This window comes from Streptococcus parasanguinis (genome assembly GCF_047463195.1).
Taxonomy (GTDB): domain Bacteria; phylum Bacillota; class Bacilli; order Lactobacillales; family Streptococcaceae; genus Streptococcus; species Streptococcus parasanguinis_R.
Genome location: NZ_JASHEI010000003.1, coordinates 225,278 through 240,458, shown reverse-complemented (window position 1 = coordinate 240,458; position 15,181 = coordinate 225,278). Strand labels below are relative to the sequence as shown.

The 15,181-nt window shown below is 42.0% G+C and carries 14 protein-coding genes; 3 read left to right on the top strand and 11 right to left on the bottom strand.

The features are described from left to right. Positions 1–73: 73 nt before the first annotated feature. From ftsY to yycF, 11 genes are all read right to left on the bottom strand, one after another. Complete coding sequence (gene ftsY, locus QM870_RS04195) at positions 74–1,738, bottom strand: signal recognition particle-docking protein FtsY (protein WP_414368736.1); 1,665 nt, start codon at positions 1,736–1,738, stop codon at positions 74–76. After that, positions 1,739–2,560 (bottom strand): Cof-type HAD-IIB family hydrolase, encoded by an 822-nt coding sequence (locus QM870_RS04190; protein ID WP_195529710.1) that lies wholly within the window; start codon positions 2,558–2,560, stop codon positions 1,739–1,741. Beyond that, positions 2,557–3,363 carry a Cof-type HAD-IIB family hydrolase gene (locus tag QM870_RS04185; protein WP_195529709.1) on the bottom strand — a complete coding sequence of 269 codons (807 nt, stop codon included), beginning with the start codon at positions 3,361–3,363 and terminating at the stop codon, positions 2,557–2,559. Before QM870_RS04185 ends, QM870_RS04190 begins: the two co-directional genes overlap by 4 nt. Then, the gene (gene smc / locus QM870_RS04180) at positions 3,353–6,889 is read right to left on the bottom strand and encodes a chromosome segregation protein SMC (protein ID WP_414368731.1); all 3,537 of its coding nucleotides are present in this window, start codon (positions 6,887–6,889) and stop codon (positions 3,353–3,355) included. Before smc ends, QM870_RS04185 begins: the two co-directional genes overlap by 11 nt. Next, complete coding sequence (gene rnc / locus QM870_RS04175; protein WP_155167501.1) at positions 6,880–7,581, bottom strand: ribonuclease III; 702 nt, start codon at positions 7,579–7,581, stop codon at positions 6,880–6,882. The genes smc and rnc overlap by 10 nt, the downstream gene beginning before the upstream one ends. A gap of 315 nt (positions 7,582–7,896) precedes the next feature. Next, positions 7,897–8,094, bottom strand: a complete 198-nt coding sequence (locus QM870_RS04170; RefSeq protein ID WP_201088064.1) for a DNA-binding protein — start codon at positions 8,092–8,094, stop codon at positions 7,897–7,899. 263 nt (positions 8,095–8,357) lie between these two features. After that, positions 8,358–8,744 carry a YbaN family protein gene (locus tag QM870_RS04165; RefSeq protein WP_201088065.1) on the bottom strand — a complete coding sequence of 129 codons (387 nt, stop codon included), beginning with the start codon at positions 8,742–8,744 and terminating at the stop codon, positions 8,358–8,360. A 33-nt stretch (positions 8,745–8,777) separates the two neighbouring features. After that, on the bottom strand, positions 8,778–9,323 hold the full coding sequence (locus QM870_RS04160) for a putative periplasmic lipoprotein (RefSeq protein WP_414368729.1): 546 nt from the start codon (positions 9,321–9,323) through the stop codon (positions 8,778–8,780). A gap of 148 nt (positions 9,324–9,471) precedes the next feature. Continuing rightward, complete coding sequence (locus QM870_RS04155) at positions 9,472–10,281, bottom strand: MBL fold metallo-hydrolase (RefSeq protein ID WP_023918725.1); 810 nt, start codon at positions 10,279–10,281, stop codon at positions 9,472–9,474. Between the two features lie 7 nt (positions 10,282–10,288). Further along, a complete protein-coding gene (gene vicK, locus QM870_RS04150; protein WP_031573918.1) occupies positions 10,289–11,641 on the bottom strand; it encodes a cell wall metabolism sensor histidine kinase VicK in 1,353 nt (450 codons plus the stop codon). Then, on the bottom strand, positions 11,634–12,335 hold the full coding sequence (gene yycF, locus QM870_RS04145) for a response regulator YycF (protein WP_003008151.1): 702 nt from the start codon (positions 12,333–12,335) through the stop codon (positions 11,634–11,636). The genes vicK and yycF overlap by 8 nt, the downstream gene beginning before the upstream one ends. A 500-nt stretch (positions 12,336–12,835) precedes the next feature. Here yycF and QM870_RS04140 point away from each other — a divergent pair, with 500 nt between their 5' ends. From QM870_RS04140 to QM870_RS04130, 3 genes are all read left to right on the top strand, one after another. Next, a complete protein-coding gene (locus QM870_RS04140; RefSeq protein WP_023023923.1) occupies positions 12,836–13,885 on the top strand; it encodes a DUF389 domain-containing protein in 1,050 nt (349 codons plus the stop codon). Positions 13,886–14,602: 717 nt separating this feature from the next. Beyond that, positions 14,603–14,905, top strand: coding sequence for a TMEM175 family protein (locus tag QM870_RS04135; protein ID WP_004240734.1), 303 nt, complete (start codon positions 14,603–14,605; stop codon positions 14,903–14,905). Further along, the gene (locus tag QM870_RS04130) at positions 14,830–15,171 is read left to right on the top strand and encodes a hypothetical protein (protein WP_000397556.1); all 342 of its coding nucleotides are present in this window, start codon (positions 14,830–14,832) and stop codon (positions 15,169–15,171) included. Before QM870_RS04135 ends, QM870_RS04130 begins: the two co-directional genes overlap by 76 nt. Positions 15,172–15,181: the final 10 nt, after the last annotated feature.

Genomic DNA, 15,181 nt, shown 5'->3' with positions numbered 1-15,181 from the left:
GGTTTTTTTGATAGCGCAAGGAAACAAAAAGACAAATTGTTCTTCCAACAATTTGTCTTTTTCTATTCGACTCTTAAATCAAGCCTTCCAAGAGGCCTCTCATGAAGTTTTCTGAATGGAATGGTCCGATGTCATCAATCTTTTCTCCGAATCCAATCAACTTCACTGGGATGTCCAACTCTTCACGGATCGCAAGGACGACCCCACCTCGAGCCGTTCCATCGATCTTGGTCAATACAATTCCTGTCACAGGCGTAATTTTTGAAAATTCTTTGGCTTGCACCAAGGCATTTTGACCAGTCGATGCATCAAGGGCCAGCAAGGTTTCATGCGGTGCATCAGGTACCACACGCTTGATAATGCGACCGATTTTTTCCAGCTCCGCCATGAGGTTGTCCTTGTTTTGCAGACGACCAGCTGTATCAATCATCAGAACATCAATGTTTTCAGCGATCGCACGTTCCATTCCATCAAAGACGACACTAGCAGGATCTGATTTTTCAGGACCTGTCACAACTGGAACATCTACGCGGCGTCCCCATTCTGCCAGTTGAGCTACTGCTCCTGCACGGAAAGTATCTGCTGCAACCAACATGACTTTCTTGCCTTCTTGTTTGTAGCGGTGGGCTAACTTCCCGATAGAGGTTGTTTTACCAACTCCATTGACCCCAACAAAGAGCATGACCGTAAGACCGTCTTGAAAACGAATAGCTTCATTAAATTGGCCATCCTTTTCATACAAGTCCACCAATTTTTCGATGATCACGCGCTTGAGAGCATCTGGTTTTTTGGCATTTTCCAAACGGGCTTCATAGCGCAACTCTTCGGTTAAATTAGAGGCCACTTGAACCCCAACGTCACTCATGATCAAGAGTTCTTCCAATTCTTCAAAGAATTCTTCATCGACTGAACGGAAATTGGCAAAGAAGGCATTGAGACGTGCTCCAAATCCAGTTCGTGTCTTTTTCAAGCTACGATCGTATTTTTCCTGAATGGTTTCTTGCTGAGGCTCAACTTCGTCTGGAATCGGCTCCTCTGCCTCTTCAACAGTTCTTTCCTCAACGGTTGATGTTGCTTCTCCTTGAGGAAGTCTGGACTCAGCTTCTGCCACTTCTGAAGTTTCCTCCACTTGAGCAATCGCTTCTGATACTTCAGGTTCTGAAACCTCATCCTGAGCGTCTACTAGTTCTGGAGCCTTCTCTTCTGTCGTGCTCCCTTCTACTAGCTCAGTTTCAGATGATGGAGAGACAATTGGTAACTCTTCTTCCATTTCTGAACCATTAGCCCCATCAGCTTCCTCACCATCTTCAGTTTCTTCCGCTTCAATTTTCACTTCTTCAAGAGGCTCAATCTCCTCCGTTTCATCAGCTAGTGGTGAAACTTCTTGAGGACTTGCTTCTGTTTGAGCAGGTTCAAAGGCCACTGGAGACTCCTCTTCTGGTTCCTGGTCTTCATGAGTCTCTGAAGTCACATTTTCTTCAACAAGAGGTTCTTCTAATGGCTCTTCTTGAGTGACGGTTGAAACAGTTTGATGTGTGGCTGCAATCCGCGCTTTAAGCTCTTGGTAGTAAGCCTCCATATCAGCGATTTTTTGCTCTTCCTTGTCATTTGAGACAGCCGTCGTCGGCTCCTCTTTGACAACTTCTTCAATCTCATTACTTTCCGTCACTTCTTCAGTAGACGGAAGCACTTTTTCAGTTTCTTCTTTTTTTCCAAATAAACGATCAAATAATCCCATTTATTCACTCTCCTTTAGCACATAATTTTCAATCGCCCATGCGACGGCATCTTGGTCATTGGTCACAGGGGCCACAAGCGTTGCAACTTCCTTCACTGCTGGAATCGCATTGCCCATGGCAACCCCCAGTCCAGCCCATTGTATCATAGACAGGTCATTGGCTTCATCTCCACAGGCCATGACTTGATCTGCCTCAAGACCCAAAATAGAAGCCAGAGCTGCTAAGCCCGTTGCCTTATGAACATTTTTAGGGCACCATTCCAGCAACATTTCCCGAGATTTAAAAATTTCATAGTCTTGAAATAAGTCCGGCTTGATCTGCTTGATCGCTGCATCTAAAAAGTCTTGATCGACTGCTGTCACACACTTGTTGTAGGAAATCGTGGATGGCAGGTCTTTAAAATCTGTTTCAATAAAGTTCAGGTAGGGATTGTAAAGGGAATAGAGAGACTTTCGATCTGCATGAATCTCATAAACCGTTCCCTCACTGATAGCATCCAGCGGAAGTCCTAGACGGGCTGTTTCATCATGAATGGTTGCGACATCTTCTGGTGCCAAGACAACTTTTGAGAGGATTTCTCCATTATTTCGCTGTACTAGACCACCGTTGAAGGTAATCGTATACTCTTCTTTGAGGCCTGCTGTTCCCAATTCTTCCAAAAGAAAATCCATGGCTTTCAAGGGACGACCAGTGGTTAGAACCACCCTGACACCTTGGGCCTGTGCAGCAGCGAGGGCTGCTCTATTGCGAGGAGTGATCTTTTTTTCAGAATTGAGAAGGGTCCCATCTAAATCCAGCGCAATCAAGGCAATCTGACTCATACAATTTCCTCCATGTAGCGTAGGACAGAACCCGTCGCATGGTGGCCGATGACTGTTTCAGCAATCGCTAAGATTTCAGGACGTGCATTTTCTGGCGCTACAGGATGGCCCACGACTTGCATCATATGGAGGTCATTTAGGTTATCACCAAAAGCCATCACCTGATCCATCGAAATCCCTAGTTTATCCGCTAAGGCAGTAATCGCCACTCCCTTATCGACATAATCGAGGACAATATCAATCGATTCAAAACCTGTCGTCATCGCTTTGACGCCTGGGATATTCTCAGTGACCCATTGTTCACCTTCAAGTACAAGAGCTGCATCAAAGTTGGTGGTCAATTTGAAAATTTCATCCTGAATATCTGCTAGGCTTTTCACTTTTTGAATGTTTTCATTGTAGTGCTGACTCAAGGCCAGATAGTCGGGATCTACTGTTTCTAAGACATAGCTCCCTTTTTTCCCAGTCAAAAGCAATTTATTCGGATCTGCATAAGGGGAGGATTTCAAAGCCTCAAAAACACCCAAATAAAAGTCTTTGGACATGGTCGCTTCGTAGAGATCTTCTCCATGAAATTCCACCACGCTGCCATTTTCAGCAATGAAAATTATCTGGTCTTCAAACCCTTTAAAGAGGGATTTGAGCGAAAGGAGGGCACGGCCACTCGCAGCAGCAAAATAAATTCCTTTTTCTTTGCAGCCTGCTAACACCTTTCGTAAAAGGTCTTGATCGTACTGATGTTGGTCATTTAAAAAAGTTCCATCCATGTCCGTAGCGATCAATTTAATATCATTATTCTTCATTTTCTATGTCTTTCAATTTTACTGAGACGATTTTAGAAACCCCAGATTCCTGCATGGTCACTCCATAGATGGAATCTGCAGCTGACATGGTTCCCTTCCGGTGCGTCACGACGATAAATTGGCTTTCCTTATCAAAGCGGTTAAGATAATCCCCAAAGCGCTTGACATTGGCCTCATCTAGGGCAGCCTCTACCTCATCCAGAATGACAAATGGAATGGTCTTGACACGAATAATCGAGAACAAGAGGGCCAAGGCTGATAAGGCTTTTTCTCCACCACTCATGAGGTTTAAGGATTGGATCTTTTTACCAGGTGGCTGCACAGAAATCTCAACACCAGCTGTCAGCAGATCTGGCTCTGTCAGAATCAAATCAGCAGAACCCCCACCAAACATTTGACGGAAAGTGACTTTAAAGGATTCACGAATGGCTTCGAAGGTCGATTTAAAGCGTTCCTTGACTTCGTCATTCATGTCGTTGATGGTAGACAGAAGCATGTTTTTCGCGGCCAAGACATCCTCCCGCTGGCTAGAAAGGAAATCAAAGCGTCCCTTCACCTCATCGTATTGCTCGATCGCATCCACATTGACTGGACCAAGTGCCTTAATGTCTTTTTCGATGCTCTTAAGCTGGTTTTCAGCTGCTGCAAGATTTTCAACCGGTTTAGCCTGTTCTTTGGCTTGGTCAAAGCTTTGCATGAATTCATCGGTAATTTGCGTTAAGAGCTTATTCAAGCGATCCGCATGCTTTTCACGTGTCGCTTCAGCCTTGGCTTGTTGACGAATCCACTCTTCGTTTTTCTTGCGCGCTTGTTCCATCTGTTCTGCCACATCTTCGGCCTGGCCTTCCAAATCATCCAGCTCAAAGCGTTTCCGAATGACCCCTTGTTCCAAGTCCGTTTTCTTGGCTTGAGCCTGCGTCAATTGGTTGGCTAGCTGCTCTACATCGACTGTCTGAACTTGGGCCTCGCCTTGTTCAATCAGCAATTGCAACTGATGCTCTTCTACTTCCAACTGAGTGATCGTTTCTTCCAAACGACGAGCATCTGTTTGCTCGTAACTTTGTTGACTTTTATATTCCGTCTGTTGGAGTCGCAGTTCTGCCAATTGCTCTTGCAGGTTTTGTACTTTTTGTTGCAGGACATCTTTGTCCGACTTCATGGTTTCAATGTCGCGATTCAAATTTTCTTTTTGAAGCTCAATCGCTGCCAATTGCTCAGCAAGGGACTCCTGCTCTTCTTGTAGAGATTGGGTCACATCTGTTGCCAATTCTGACTTCAAAGCCTCTAAGAGTTCCTGAATTTCTTTCAGTTGCTCTTGGCTTTGTTGGTAGGCCAATTGGGCCCGCTGTTGCTCCAGACGCGCTTGCTCACCCTGACTTTGAATGGAAGCCAGGTATTCTTGCGCTTGCTTAAGCAGATTGTCCTTGGTCTCTACCTCCTGCTCTGCTTCTCTTAAACGAGCATCCAGAGCTTGCATTTCCTGTTTTAAACTATCTAATTCTGGTTTGACAAAGACTGTATTTTGGGAACGATTGGCACCACCGGCGTAAGATCCACCCGTCCGCAATTCGGTCCCATCTAGGGTCACGATCCGAACTTGATAGTTGACTGTACGAGCCGCCTCACGCGCATGCTCCGTCGTGTCAAAGATGGCCGTTACCCCAAGCAAGTTTTGGAAAATCTGTTCAAAACGATTTTCATAAGTCACCAAGTCACTCGCAATTCCTAAAAATCCTGTACTGGTTTGAATCAACTCCAGATTCCGAGGAGAGAGTTGACGGGCTTTGATCGTCGTTAGCGGAAGGAAGGTTGCCCGTCCTAAGCGATTGCGTTTCAAGTAGTCAATCGCTCGTGTTGCGGCCTTTTCATCCTCGACAATGATCTGTTGGCTACTAGCTCCCAGAGCAATTTCAAGCGCCGTCTGGTAGTCTTTTGAAAAACTCAAATTCTCACTAACAGCCCCACAGATGCCTCCTAGACGGTCCGCTTCTTGCAAGACACTCTTGACACCTGCATAGAAGTTACTATGGTTCTTCTGAATGGCTTCCAAACTATTGATCCGCGCCCGTTTGTTTTTGCTCTCATCCATCAAGTCAAACATAGCCGTTTGAGCCTCTTGGTAGGCAGCTTTGGCCTGCTCCACTTTTACCAATTGATTTTGGTATTCTGCTAATAGACCTTTGACCGTCGCTTGTGCCTGATCCAACTCCTCCAATTGTCGAACTTCTTTTTCCTTGGCAGCTTCAAAATTGGATTGCGCCTTGATCAAGTCCTCTTGACGATGACTAGATTCTTGTAGGAGTGCTTGGATCCGGCTCTCAATAGCTGTCCGCTCATTAGATTTTTCGGCTTCTGTCTGTAAGAGCTCCACATACTGCTCACGTAGATGCTCAATGACTTGTTCCGGATCTTCTTCATAGTTGGCTAATTCTTTTTCCAGCTCTTCTTGTTGCTGACGGTTCTCTATCAGTCTTTGTTGAAGAGTTGCTAGCGTCTCTTGTTTTTGAGACAGCTCTTTTTTCGCTTCTTCCAGACGGGCCAAAACAGCATCCAGTCGCTCTAGATTTTCCTTGCGACTATGGGCTGCTTGACTCGATTGCAACTTAGCGACTTCAATTTGCTTTTCCAAATCGCTAATCAAACGAGTGACCTCTAGCAAGCTGGCCTGGTCCTCAGCTAATCTTTCATCCAACTGATGGCGGGCTTTCTTGATGCGTACATTGTCTTCTTCTAAAATCTGACGACGTTGGTAATAAGAGGCCAACTGTTCTTGAATGGCTTTTTCTTCTTGATCAGCCTTTTCATAGAGATCCTTTGTCAAATCGACTTGAGCGACCAAAACGTCCAGTAAGAGAACCTGGCGTTCTTGGTCTAATTCCAAGAAACGACGAGCAACCGTCGCTTGCTTTTCAAGAGGCTGGATCTGTCCTTCTAATTCATAGAGGATGTCCTCTAGACGGTCCAAATTCTCCTGGGTTTGGTTGAGTTTGGTCTCCGTTTCCTTGCGCCTCGTCTTAAATTTCAAGACACCAGCAGCTTCCTCAAAGATAGCCCGGCGTTCTTCCGGTTTGGAGTTAAAGATTTCCTCTACACGACCTTGGGAGATAATGGAGAAAGAATCCCGTCCCAATCCCGTATCCATGAACAAATCATGCACATCTCTGAGACGTACTTTCTTACCATCGATCTTGTACTCGCTGTCTCCCGAACGATAAATATGGCGTTCGACCCGAATTTCTTTTCCTGCCTGTTGGATAAAACCATCCTGGTTATCTAAGACAACTGTAACACAAGCATAATTCAGCGGTTTACGCGATTCTGTCCCTGCAAAAATGACATCGGGCATCTTGCCTCCACGTAGACTCTTGACACTGGATTCCCCTAAGGCCCACCGCAAGCTCTCCGTGATATTTGATTTTCCAGATCCATTAGGCCCTACAACGGCAGTAACCCCCTTGTCGAACACGACTTTTGTCTTATCCGCAAAGGATTTAAAGCCTTGGATTTCAATCTCTTTTAGATACATGGCCCATCATTCCTCGTTTCAACTGCATTGCGGGCTGCTTCTTGCTCCGCTAACTTCTTGGAACGACCATGACCGTGCCCTAGGGTTTTGCCGTTCACGAACACTTCCACTTCAAACTCCTTTGCATGAGCGGGACCAGACTCATTTACCACTTGGTACTGGATCTCCACATCCCCGTGAACCTGCAACAGTTCTTGCAAACGAGTCTTGTAGTCAATAACTTGGGAAAATTGACCCGTTTCAACCTTAGGAATCATGACCTGATAGATGAAGCGTTTGACCGCTTCCACACCTTGATCTAAGAGCAAGGCACCTAAAAAGGCTTCAAATAAATCGCCAAGAATCGTATCGCGGTCCCGACCACCAGATTTTTCTTCGCCTTTGCCTAGTTTGATATAACGGTCAAATTGGCAATCCCGAGAAAAACCAGCCAAACTTTCTTCACGGACAATCATGGAACGGAATTTGGACAAATCTCCCTCCGGTCTGTTTGGGTGTTCCTTATACAAATATTCGGAAATAACTAATTGAAGAACAGCGTCTCCTAAAAATTCCAAACGTTCGTTATGTGAAATTTTTAAGAGGCGGTGCTCATTGGCATAAGAGGTGTGTGTAAAAGCTGTATCTAATAAACTGCTATCTGAAAAAACGATCTGAAACCGTTCCGATAACAGGGTTTGTAATTTCTCCATGGGAAGCCTACTTTCTAATAAATTCATACCTTTAAGTATACCAAAATTTTAAAACGATTACCATTAGATATCCATTAAGTGCGGTTAGTTGATTTTACTGTATTTTAGACATGGTCATATATTGCTCAAATAAATAAAAACGTAGTCAATAACGTAGTCAGCCGATATCCGTTATAATAGACAATCTCGATAATTGCCGTTATAACAAAAAAACCACTCGTTTGAGTGGTTTGAAATATAGAATAATCTCTTTCTATTTCTTCCACGACTGCAGAGGTCAGCATCTATCTATGCTTGGAACTCTCCGAACATTCGTTAAATATCTTTATTATTTTTCTTCTCCAACTCTTCAGCAAGGTTATACAATTTTTCGGCAGTAAGTAGGGCCATTTTATCCATACTGCTTTTTCCTTTTCTAACATCTGCCACTGTAGACCAAGGAACACCAGCACCTTTAGCAATTGCACTTGTGCTTATCTCGCTGTTTAATAACTTTTCTATTTGTTCTCTCATTTAATCATCCTCTTATTTCCGTCTGTCTTTTAAAATCAGCAGAAATATAAAAAATACGATTGTGAAAATTGGTAAATATTTCATTTTATTGACCGATATGATATAATCATGGTAGGTGTAAGGGGCTTTCGCCCCGACCTACCAGAGCCTTATCTGAACCGCTTTGCTTTGCGTGGCTTGCGTTCTTTTGGCTCTTTTTTTATTGCCAAAAAGAAGCACGAACGCACTTCTTTTCCTAGTTCTAAGGCCTGATTTTTTTATTTTTACTCAGGATGTTCTTCTGTAGGATTTTCAGGCTTATTGGGGATCACTTTTAAGAGATAAAAGGTGATAAAAATCGTCAAAGCTCCTAAAGCAAGCTTCACCCAAATAATCGGTGCCAAATAGATGGAAATGCCCATCAGAATGTAGATCTGAAGAAGGATCCATTTCTTCCGTTCTTTGGCAATCGATTTGGTCTCTCGGTAATCCGCTACATAGGTTTGATAAAGCTTGGTTTGGTAAAGCCAAGTTTCAAAGCGTTTGGAACTTTTAGCAAAGCAGGCCATCGATAGCAGTAAAAAGGGAGTCGTCGGTAAAATCGGCAAAGGAATCCCAATGATTCCTAATCCCAAAGACACAAAACCAATCGTAAGATAAACAAGGCGCATTTACTTCTCCTTTGTATGTTTCTTTTTTCGTAATCACTCTACAGCATTCACATCTGACATTCGAAGTATCATCTTAGAAGGGTCTGACATTCCATCGACAATCTTCATTTGCTCCTCGTTCAATGGTAATAATATCAGAGTTGCTGTATAAGAGGGTAATTCACCACTATCTTTGATGAAATAGCTAACCTTTTGATTCTCAAAAATAGTCTTGCCATCATAAGACCACGTAATTGAAAAATTTAAATCTTTCTTGATATCTACATCTGTCTTATTGACCAGCATGAGTGCAGCTCTTTCTTCAGAAATAGCTCCCGTGAAGTAGAGCGCCATATTACCTTCACTTCCGAGTTCAGGATGGTCCTTGACCAATTTTTTTCCTAACTCAATTAGCTCAGACGTTTTACCTTCATACTGAGGTGCTACTACAAATTTCAAACCTTTTTCTTCTTTAGAAGACTCTGATACTTTTGTTTCCTTCGTCGTTTGATTGGAAGTCGACTCTTTCGTAACTTGCTTAGACTGACTACAAGCTGTTAAAGCAACCAAACTAGCCAGTAATAACATCATTTTTTTCATTTATTATCTCTCCTCTACTTTCATGAATCTCACTCAGAATTCATTCTTTCCTATCATACACGAATTTTGGGTAAAGAGCAAATTCATTACTAGATGTAGATTTCCTCAAATAGGCATATAAAAAACCACCCGCAGGTGGTTTTCCATCTTATATCTTCGTCAAAGGGGTCGCGGTGTCTGGTGATGTATCCAGAACCTCAAAATCATGACCGACAGCTAGATCTGCTCGAGCCAGTTGGTTCTCCATGGTCATATGGGCCAATTCTTTGATATTGTTCTCTTTTGACAAATGCCCCAGATAAATCTTCTTGGTGCGATTTCCCAAGGTCCGGATCATGGCATCTGCCCCATCTTCATTAGAAAGGTGGCCTAGGTCTGACAAGATCCGCTGCTTCAAGCGCCAAGCATACGAACCTGCTCGAAGGATCTCTACATCATGGTTGGACTCAATCAGATAGCCATCCGCATCCGCGACGATACCTGCCAAGCGATCACTCACATAGCCCGTATCCGTTAGCATGACGAAGCTCTTGCCATCCTTCATAAAGCGATAGAATTGAGGGGCAGCAGCATCGTGACTGACCCCAAAACTTTCGATATCGATATCGCCAAATGTCTTGGTCTTTCCCATTTCAAAAATGTGCTTTTGAGCATCATCGACCTTCCCTAGATACTTGGTGCCTTCCATAGCCTTCCAAGTTGCTTCATTAGCATATAGATCCATGCCATATTTCCGCGCTAAAACACCCACACCATGGATATGGTCTGAGTGTTCATGCGTAATCAAAATGGCGTCTAAGTCTTCTGGTTTGCGATCAATTTCAGCCAATAGTCCCGTAATCTTTTTCCCTGATAATCCTGCATCAATAAGCAGTTTTTTCTTTGGCGTCTCAAGGTAGAAAGAATTCCCACTAGAACCTGAAGCTAAAATACTATACTTAAATCCCTCTTCTGTCATTGACTCCTTATTCTTCCTCTTCTGTATCCCAGTCGTCTTTAATAGCATCTTTGTCGTACGGCAAGACAATGGTAAAAGTAGATCCCTTGCCATATTCACTCTTGGCCCAAATAAAGCCTTTGTGTTGCTTAACGATCTCCTTAGCAATGGCTAAGCCCAGACCAGTCCCTCCTTGGGCCCGACTACGCGCCTTATCCACTCGGTAAAAGCGATCAAAAATACGTGGCAAGTCTTTCTTGGGAATCCCCAAGCCCTCATCTGAGATAGAGATAATCAACTGAGCATCTGTCGTTTTCATCCCTACCTTAATTTTTCCACCATCAGGTGAGTACTTGATGGCATTGTTCAAGATATTATCGATCACCTGGGTCATTTTATCCGTATCAATTTCCACCCAGATCGGAGTGATCGGGTATTCCCGGATCAGTTCATACTTCTTGGTATCTTCTTGCGATTGACTCTTGATCTTATCAAAGCGGTTCAAAATAAAGGTGATAAAGGCCGTAAAGTTGGTCAACTCGATGTCCAACTGACTGGTTTCATTATCGATTCGAGAAAGACTCAATAGATCTGTGACCATGCGCATCATGCGGTTGGTTTCATTGAGTGAAACTTTGACAAAATCTGGTGCTACCGGCTCTGACAAAGCGCCATCATCTAGGGCTTCCAGATAGGATTTCACACTGGTCAAGGGAGTCCGCAATTCATGGCTCACATTGGAGACAAAAAGGCGACGTTCCCGCTCTTCCTTATCCTGCTCTGTCGTATCGTGCAAGACAGCTACCAGACCAGAGATAAAACCTGACTCGCGACGAATCAAGGCAAAGCGCACACGAAGACTTAAGTATTCCCCATTTTCATCCTGGGAATCGATGGTCAACTCTGGTACTTCTGTAATCAAGCTGCGCAGATCATAGTCGTCTCCAAGCGAAAGCAAATCCAGAATACTGGTATTGAGCACCTCATCTGGATTGACATTCAATTGCTTGGCGGCCATTTCATTGACCATGATGATCTGACCACGTCTGTTGGTCGCAAGCACCCCATCTGTCATGTAAGAAAGGATACTGGTCAAACGCTTGGTTTCTTGTTCCAAGTTTTCATGCGTCAGGCGAATAACCTCAGACAGATCATTGATACTATTGGTCATATCTGTCAGTTCTGGACTCCCTTGCATGTCGACCACTTCAGAATAGTCCCCTGCAATCAAATCCTTAATTTTGGCGTTTAATTGTCTGAGCTTAATATTGTCCCTACGGTTTTCTAGCAAAAGCAAGGCTACCACAATGATAAACCCAACCGTAATCAGAACAAAGACAAAGTTCGACGACATTACAAATTGTTTTAGTTGATCAATCATTGTTTCTCATATAATATCCAACACCACGGCGGGTCAAGATATATTCTGGACGTCCCGGTGTGTCCTCGATTTTTTCACGCAAACGACGAACTGTCACGTCCACTGTCCGAACATCACCAAAGTAATCATAGCCCCACACCGTCTCAAGAAGGTGTTCACGGGTCATCACTTGACCGACATGGGTCGCAAGGTGATAGAGCAATTCAAATTCGCGATGGGTCAAGTCCAATTCTTTGTTGCCTTTTTGAACCAAGAAGGCATCTGGAAGAATGTGAAGATCACCAATGACAATTTCCGTATCGGCCTCATTTTCAAGCTGAGGATCAGCCGCAAACTCAGAACGACGCAACAAGGCTTTCACACGCGCTTGCAATTCCCGATTCGAGAAGGGTTTGGTGACATAGTCATCCGCACCGATTTCAAGCCCGATGACCTTATCAAATTCCGTATCCTTAGCAGATAGGACAATGATCGGCACATTGCTGGTCTTACGAATCGTACGCGCCACTTCCAAACCATCAATCTCTGGCAACATCAAATCTAGAATAATAATATCTGGATTTTCAGCCGCAAAGACCTCTAAAGCTTCCCGACCATCAAAGGCTGTCAATACCTCATAGCCTTCTTTTGCCATGTTAAATTTGATAATATCTGAAATTGGTTTTTCATCATCAACTACTAATATTTTTTTCATCTTACATACCTGTTTCTAATGCTACTTTTCCTTATCAATCTCTATCTTCTTATTATATCAAACTTATGAAGAAATGTGGAGTCTCAATTGCTGGACTTTCCAATAAGACAAAGCAAAAAGATTGAGATCATGACATCTCAATCTTTTCTTTTTGCATTATTTTGAAACACGGGATTTGTTGGAGATATCAGCTAGGATTGCTGCTACATACTCATCATGTTTAAACATTAAAACGGTATCTACTTTCAGAGGAGATATCGTTTTTCTTCTTCGGATAAGGATACAAAAATTTCTGCCTTCACTATCTTTTAAATTGATTGAGTTCTTCAGAGAAAGACTGTAAACTTTTTGATATAATATCAAGGATGGACTGATGGATATTTAAAAAATTATGTTCAAAAGAATGACAGGTGAGAATTAAAAATATGTAAGATTGGACAGAGGTCTCTCTACCATCGTCTATGCAGAAACAAGATTATATGAAATAAAAGGAGTAACCAATGACCAGAAACTATTCAACACGTGAATTCCGCGAGAAACTATATGATGACCTTCATGTTCGATTAAGAGATACAGTGATTTTGATGTGTGCGATTTTTATTGCCTCTATAGGTCTAAATACGAATTCAACAGCTGTCATTATTGGAGCCATGCTGATTTCCCCTCTTATGACACCGATTGTTGGACTGGGGTTTGGTTTAGCTATTTTTGATACGCGTTTAATCAAGCAATCTCTAGAGGTTTTATTTACTCAAGTATTGGTCAGTTTGCTTGTATCGACTCTATATTTCTGGATTTCTCCCTTATCTTATGCAAGTAGCGAGTTGATTGCACGAACATCTCCAACCATTTGGGATGTTCTCATTGCTATTGCTGGTGGGATAGCAGGTTTTATTGGTTCAAGGAAAAAAGAAGCAAACAATATCGTGCCAGGAGTAGCCATTGCAACTGCTCTAATGCCACCTATCTGCACTGCAGGTTATGGTTTAGCTAATGGAAATGTACGATTCTTATTTGGAGCTCTCTATCTTTTCTTGATCAACTGTGTCTTTATCATGCTAATCAACATTGTTGGAACAAGAATTTTGATGAGAAAATCTCCCTTAAGTTCATTTAATGAGCTAAACATTAAAATGAAAATTGGGTTGATATCCTTGATTGTATTATTGATCCTTCCAGCCAGCTATTCAGCAGTCACTCTGACGATGGATCAAGCGCGAAAAGAAGGGATCAAACAGTTTGTAGGAAAAGAATTCGCTAATCATACGGTCATTAATCAAGTCTACAAGTCAAGGAATAATGAATTGGTCTTGACGGTTGTTGGAGATCCGATTTCAGAAGAAGAATTAGAAACCATTCGCCAAAAACAAGCCTCTTACGGTATTGAATCTGTTCAATTGAAAGTCAATCAAGTCCATAATTCGACAAAATTAGATAGTGAGGCGACCAAGGAATTTTACGAAAACATTGACAAGTATATCGATCAAAAACTCTCTGAAAAAGATTCACAAAACGATCTCGTAAAAGAAAATGAGGCAGACAAGGATTGAGGACAATGAACTGAATCGGTTTTTACGCCGTGTTTTTCTTGTATCTTCCTCTTTCTTACTTATAGCAGGTTGTTTTTGCTTGAATAAGAAATAAATTAGAAGTTCTATCATCTAAGAAAAATGATGAAAAAAATCATTTAACTAATGGTGTGAACGTTTAGTGTTTATCAGCTCCATTCTCTGTAATTTTGGGGGTAAAATCCACACCATTTAGATAAAATTAGTTGAATTTGATTGGAAAAACGCTTTTATAAAAGCGGAGAAAAGTCTTGATATTACGCTGTTTTTAGTCCAACTGAAATTCATACTTTCCAAACCAGGCTTGAAAAAAGCTCGTAAAGCATCACAATTTAGTAAACGTTAAAACTTATTTAAACTTATTGAAAGCATTTCGTATCAAAAATACGGGATGCTTTTTCTGTTCACCCCAAATTTTTGTAACTAGGTGATACTTGAAATTAATACAAATTTGGTTGTTTTTGATAAATCTAAGCAACACTAAATGATGAAGTGAAAGGGGATGAATCTTTGATAGTATTCATTTATTGTGAAATATGATATATTTATTAATTAGATGGATGAATACTTCTAGAGTTAAATATAGCATAATAGGGACAGACTTTTTGGTTTATTTTTGTTTGTAGTCGGATTATGAAAGAATATCCAATATTATGCGATAAGATAGAATGTTACAAAAAAGAAAGGGGATGCAATCCGATGAAGAAAGACAGATTAATTGTATTGACAGATGCTGTTCTAGCAATTATTATGACCATCTTGATTTTAGAGTTAGAAAAACCAACAACACCAAGTCTTGAAGCTTTTTGGGATTTACGGCAAAATTTCTTTGCTTGTTTTCTTTCCTTTTTCTGGTTGGGATCGTTATGGATGGCACTAAACACATTATGGGAAAAGGTTGAGAAAATTTCCTCAGAAATTATTTGGTGGAATTTGTTTCTACTCTTGGAGCGGCAGGAGTTCTCTTTGGAGAATTTCATGCCATCCAAGATACCAGTCTGAATGATGTGGTGGACCGGATCTATATAAATGTCAAGGATTTACCGTTTCAGTCCTTGGGAGCTTTAGCTAATATCCTGTCTGATGTTAAGAAGGGACTGATTCAAGACAGTCATATCTGGTCTTTCTTCCAGTCATTTTTCAAACAATATCAGTTGATAATCAGCTTAAATCAGATCTATCAGTTTGTCTATCTTTCTCTGATGGAGATCATGTCCTATCTTCACTTTGATTATTGGAAAAAACGGCTCGGTCAGGAGCTAGTATGAATAAGGAGAA

Coding starts and splice junctions, on each gene's coding strand:
- QM870_RS04135 (WP_004240734.1), top strand. CDS start 14,603: ATGAAGAAAGACAGATTAATTGTATTGACAGATGCTGTTCTAGCAATT.
- QM870_RS04155 (WP_023918725.1), bottom strand. CDS start 10,281: ATGACAGAAGAGGGATTTAAGTATAGTATTTTAGCTTCAGGTTCTAGT.
- QM870_RS04160 (WP_414368729.1), bottom strand. CDS start 9,323: ATGAAAAAAATGATGTTATTACTGGCTAGTTTGGTTGCTTTAACAGCT.
- rnc (WP_155167501.1), bottom strand. CDS start 7,581: ATGGAGAAATTACAAACCCTGTTATCGGAACGGTTTCAGATCGTTTTT.
- QM870_RS04165 (WP_201088065.1), bottom strand. CDS start 8,744: ATGCGCCTTGTTTATCTTACGATTGGTTTTGTGTCTTTGGGATTAGGA.
- smc (WP_414368731.1), bottom strand. CDS start 6,889: ATGTATCTAAAAGAGATTGAAATCCAAGGCTTTAAATCCTTTGCGGAT.
- QM870_RS04140 (WP_023023923.1), top strand. CDS start 12,836: ATGACCAGAAACTATTCAACACGTGAATTCCGCGAGAAACTATATGAT.
- vicK (WP_031573918.1), bottom strand. CDS start 11,641: ATGATTGATCAACTAAAACAATTTGTAATGTCGTCGAACTTTGTCTTT.
- QM870_RS04185 (WP_195529709.1), bottom strand. CDS start 3,363: ATGAAGAATAATGATATTAAATTGATCGCTACGGACATGGATGGAACT.
- QM870_RS04190 (WP_195529710.1), bottom strand. CDS start 2,560: ATGAGTCAGATTGCCTTGATTGCGCTGGATTTAGATGGGACCCTTCTC.
- yycF (WP_003008151.1), bottom strand. CDS start 12,335: ATGAAAAAAATATTAGTAGTTGATGATGAAAAACCAATTTCAGATATT.
- ftsY (WP_414368736.1), bottom strand. CDS start 1,738: ATGGGATTATTTGATCGTTTATTTGGAAAAAAAGAAGAAACTGAAAAA.
- QM870_RS04170 (WP_201088064.1), bottom strand. CDS start 8,094: ATGAGAGAACAAATAGAAAAGTTATTAAACAGCGAGATAAGCACAAGT.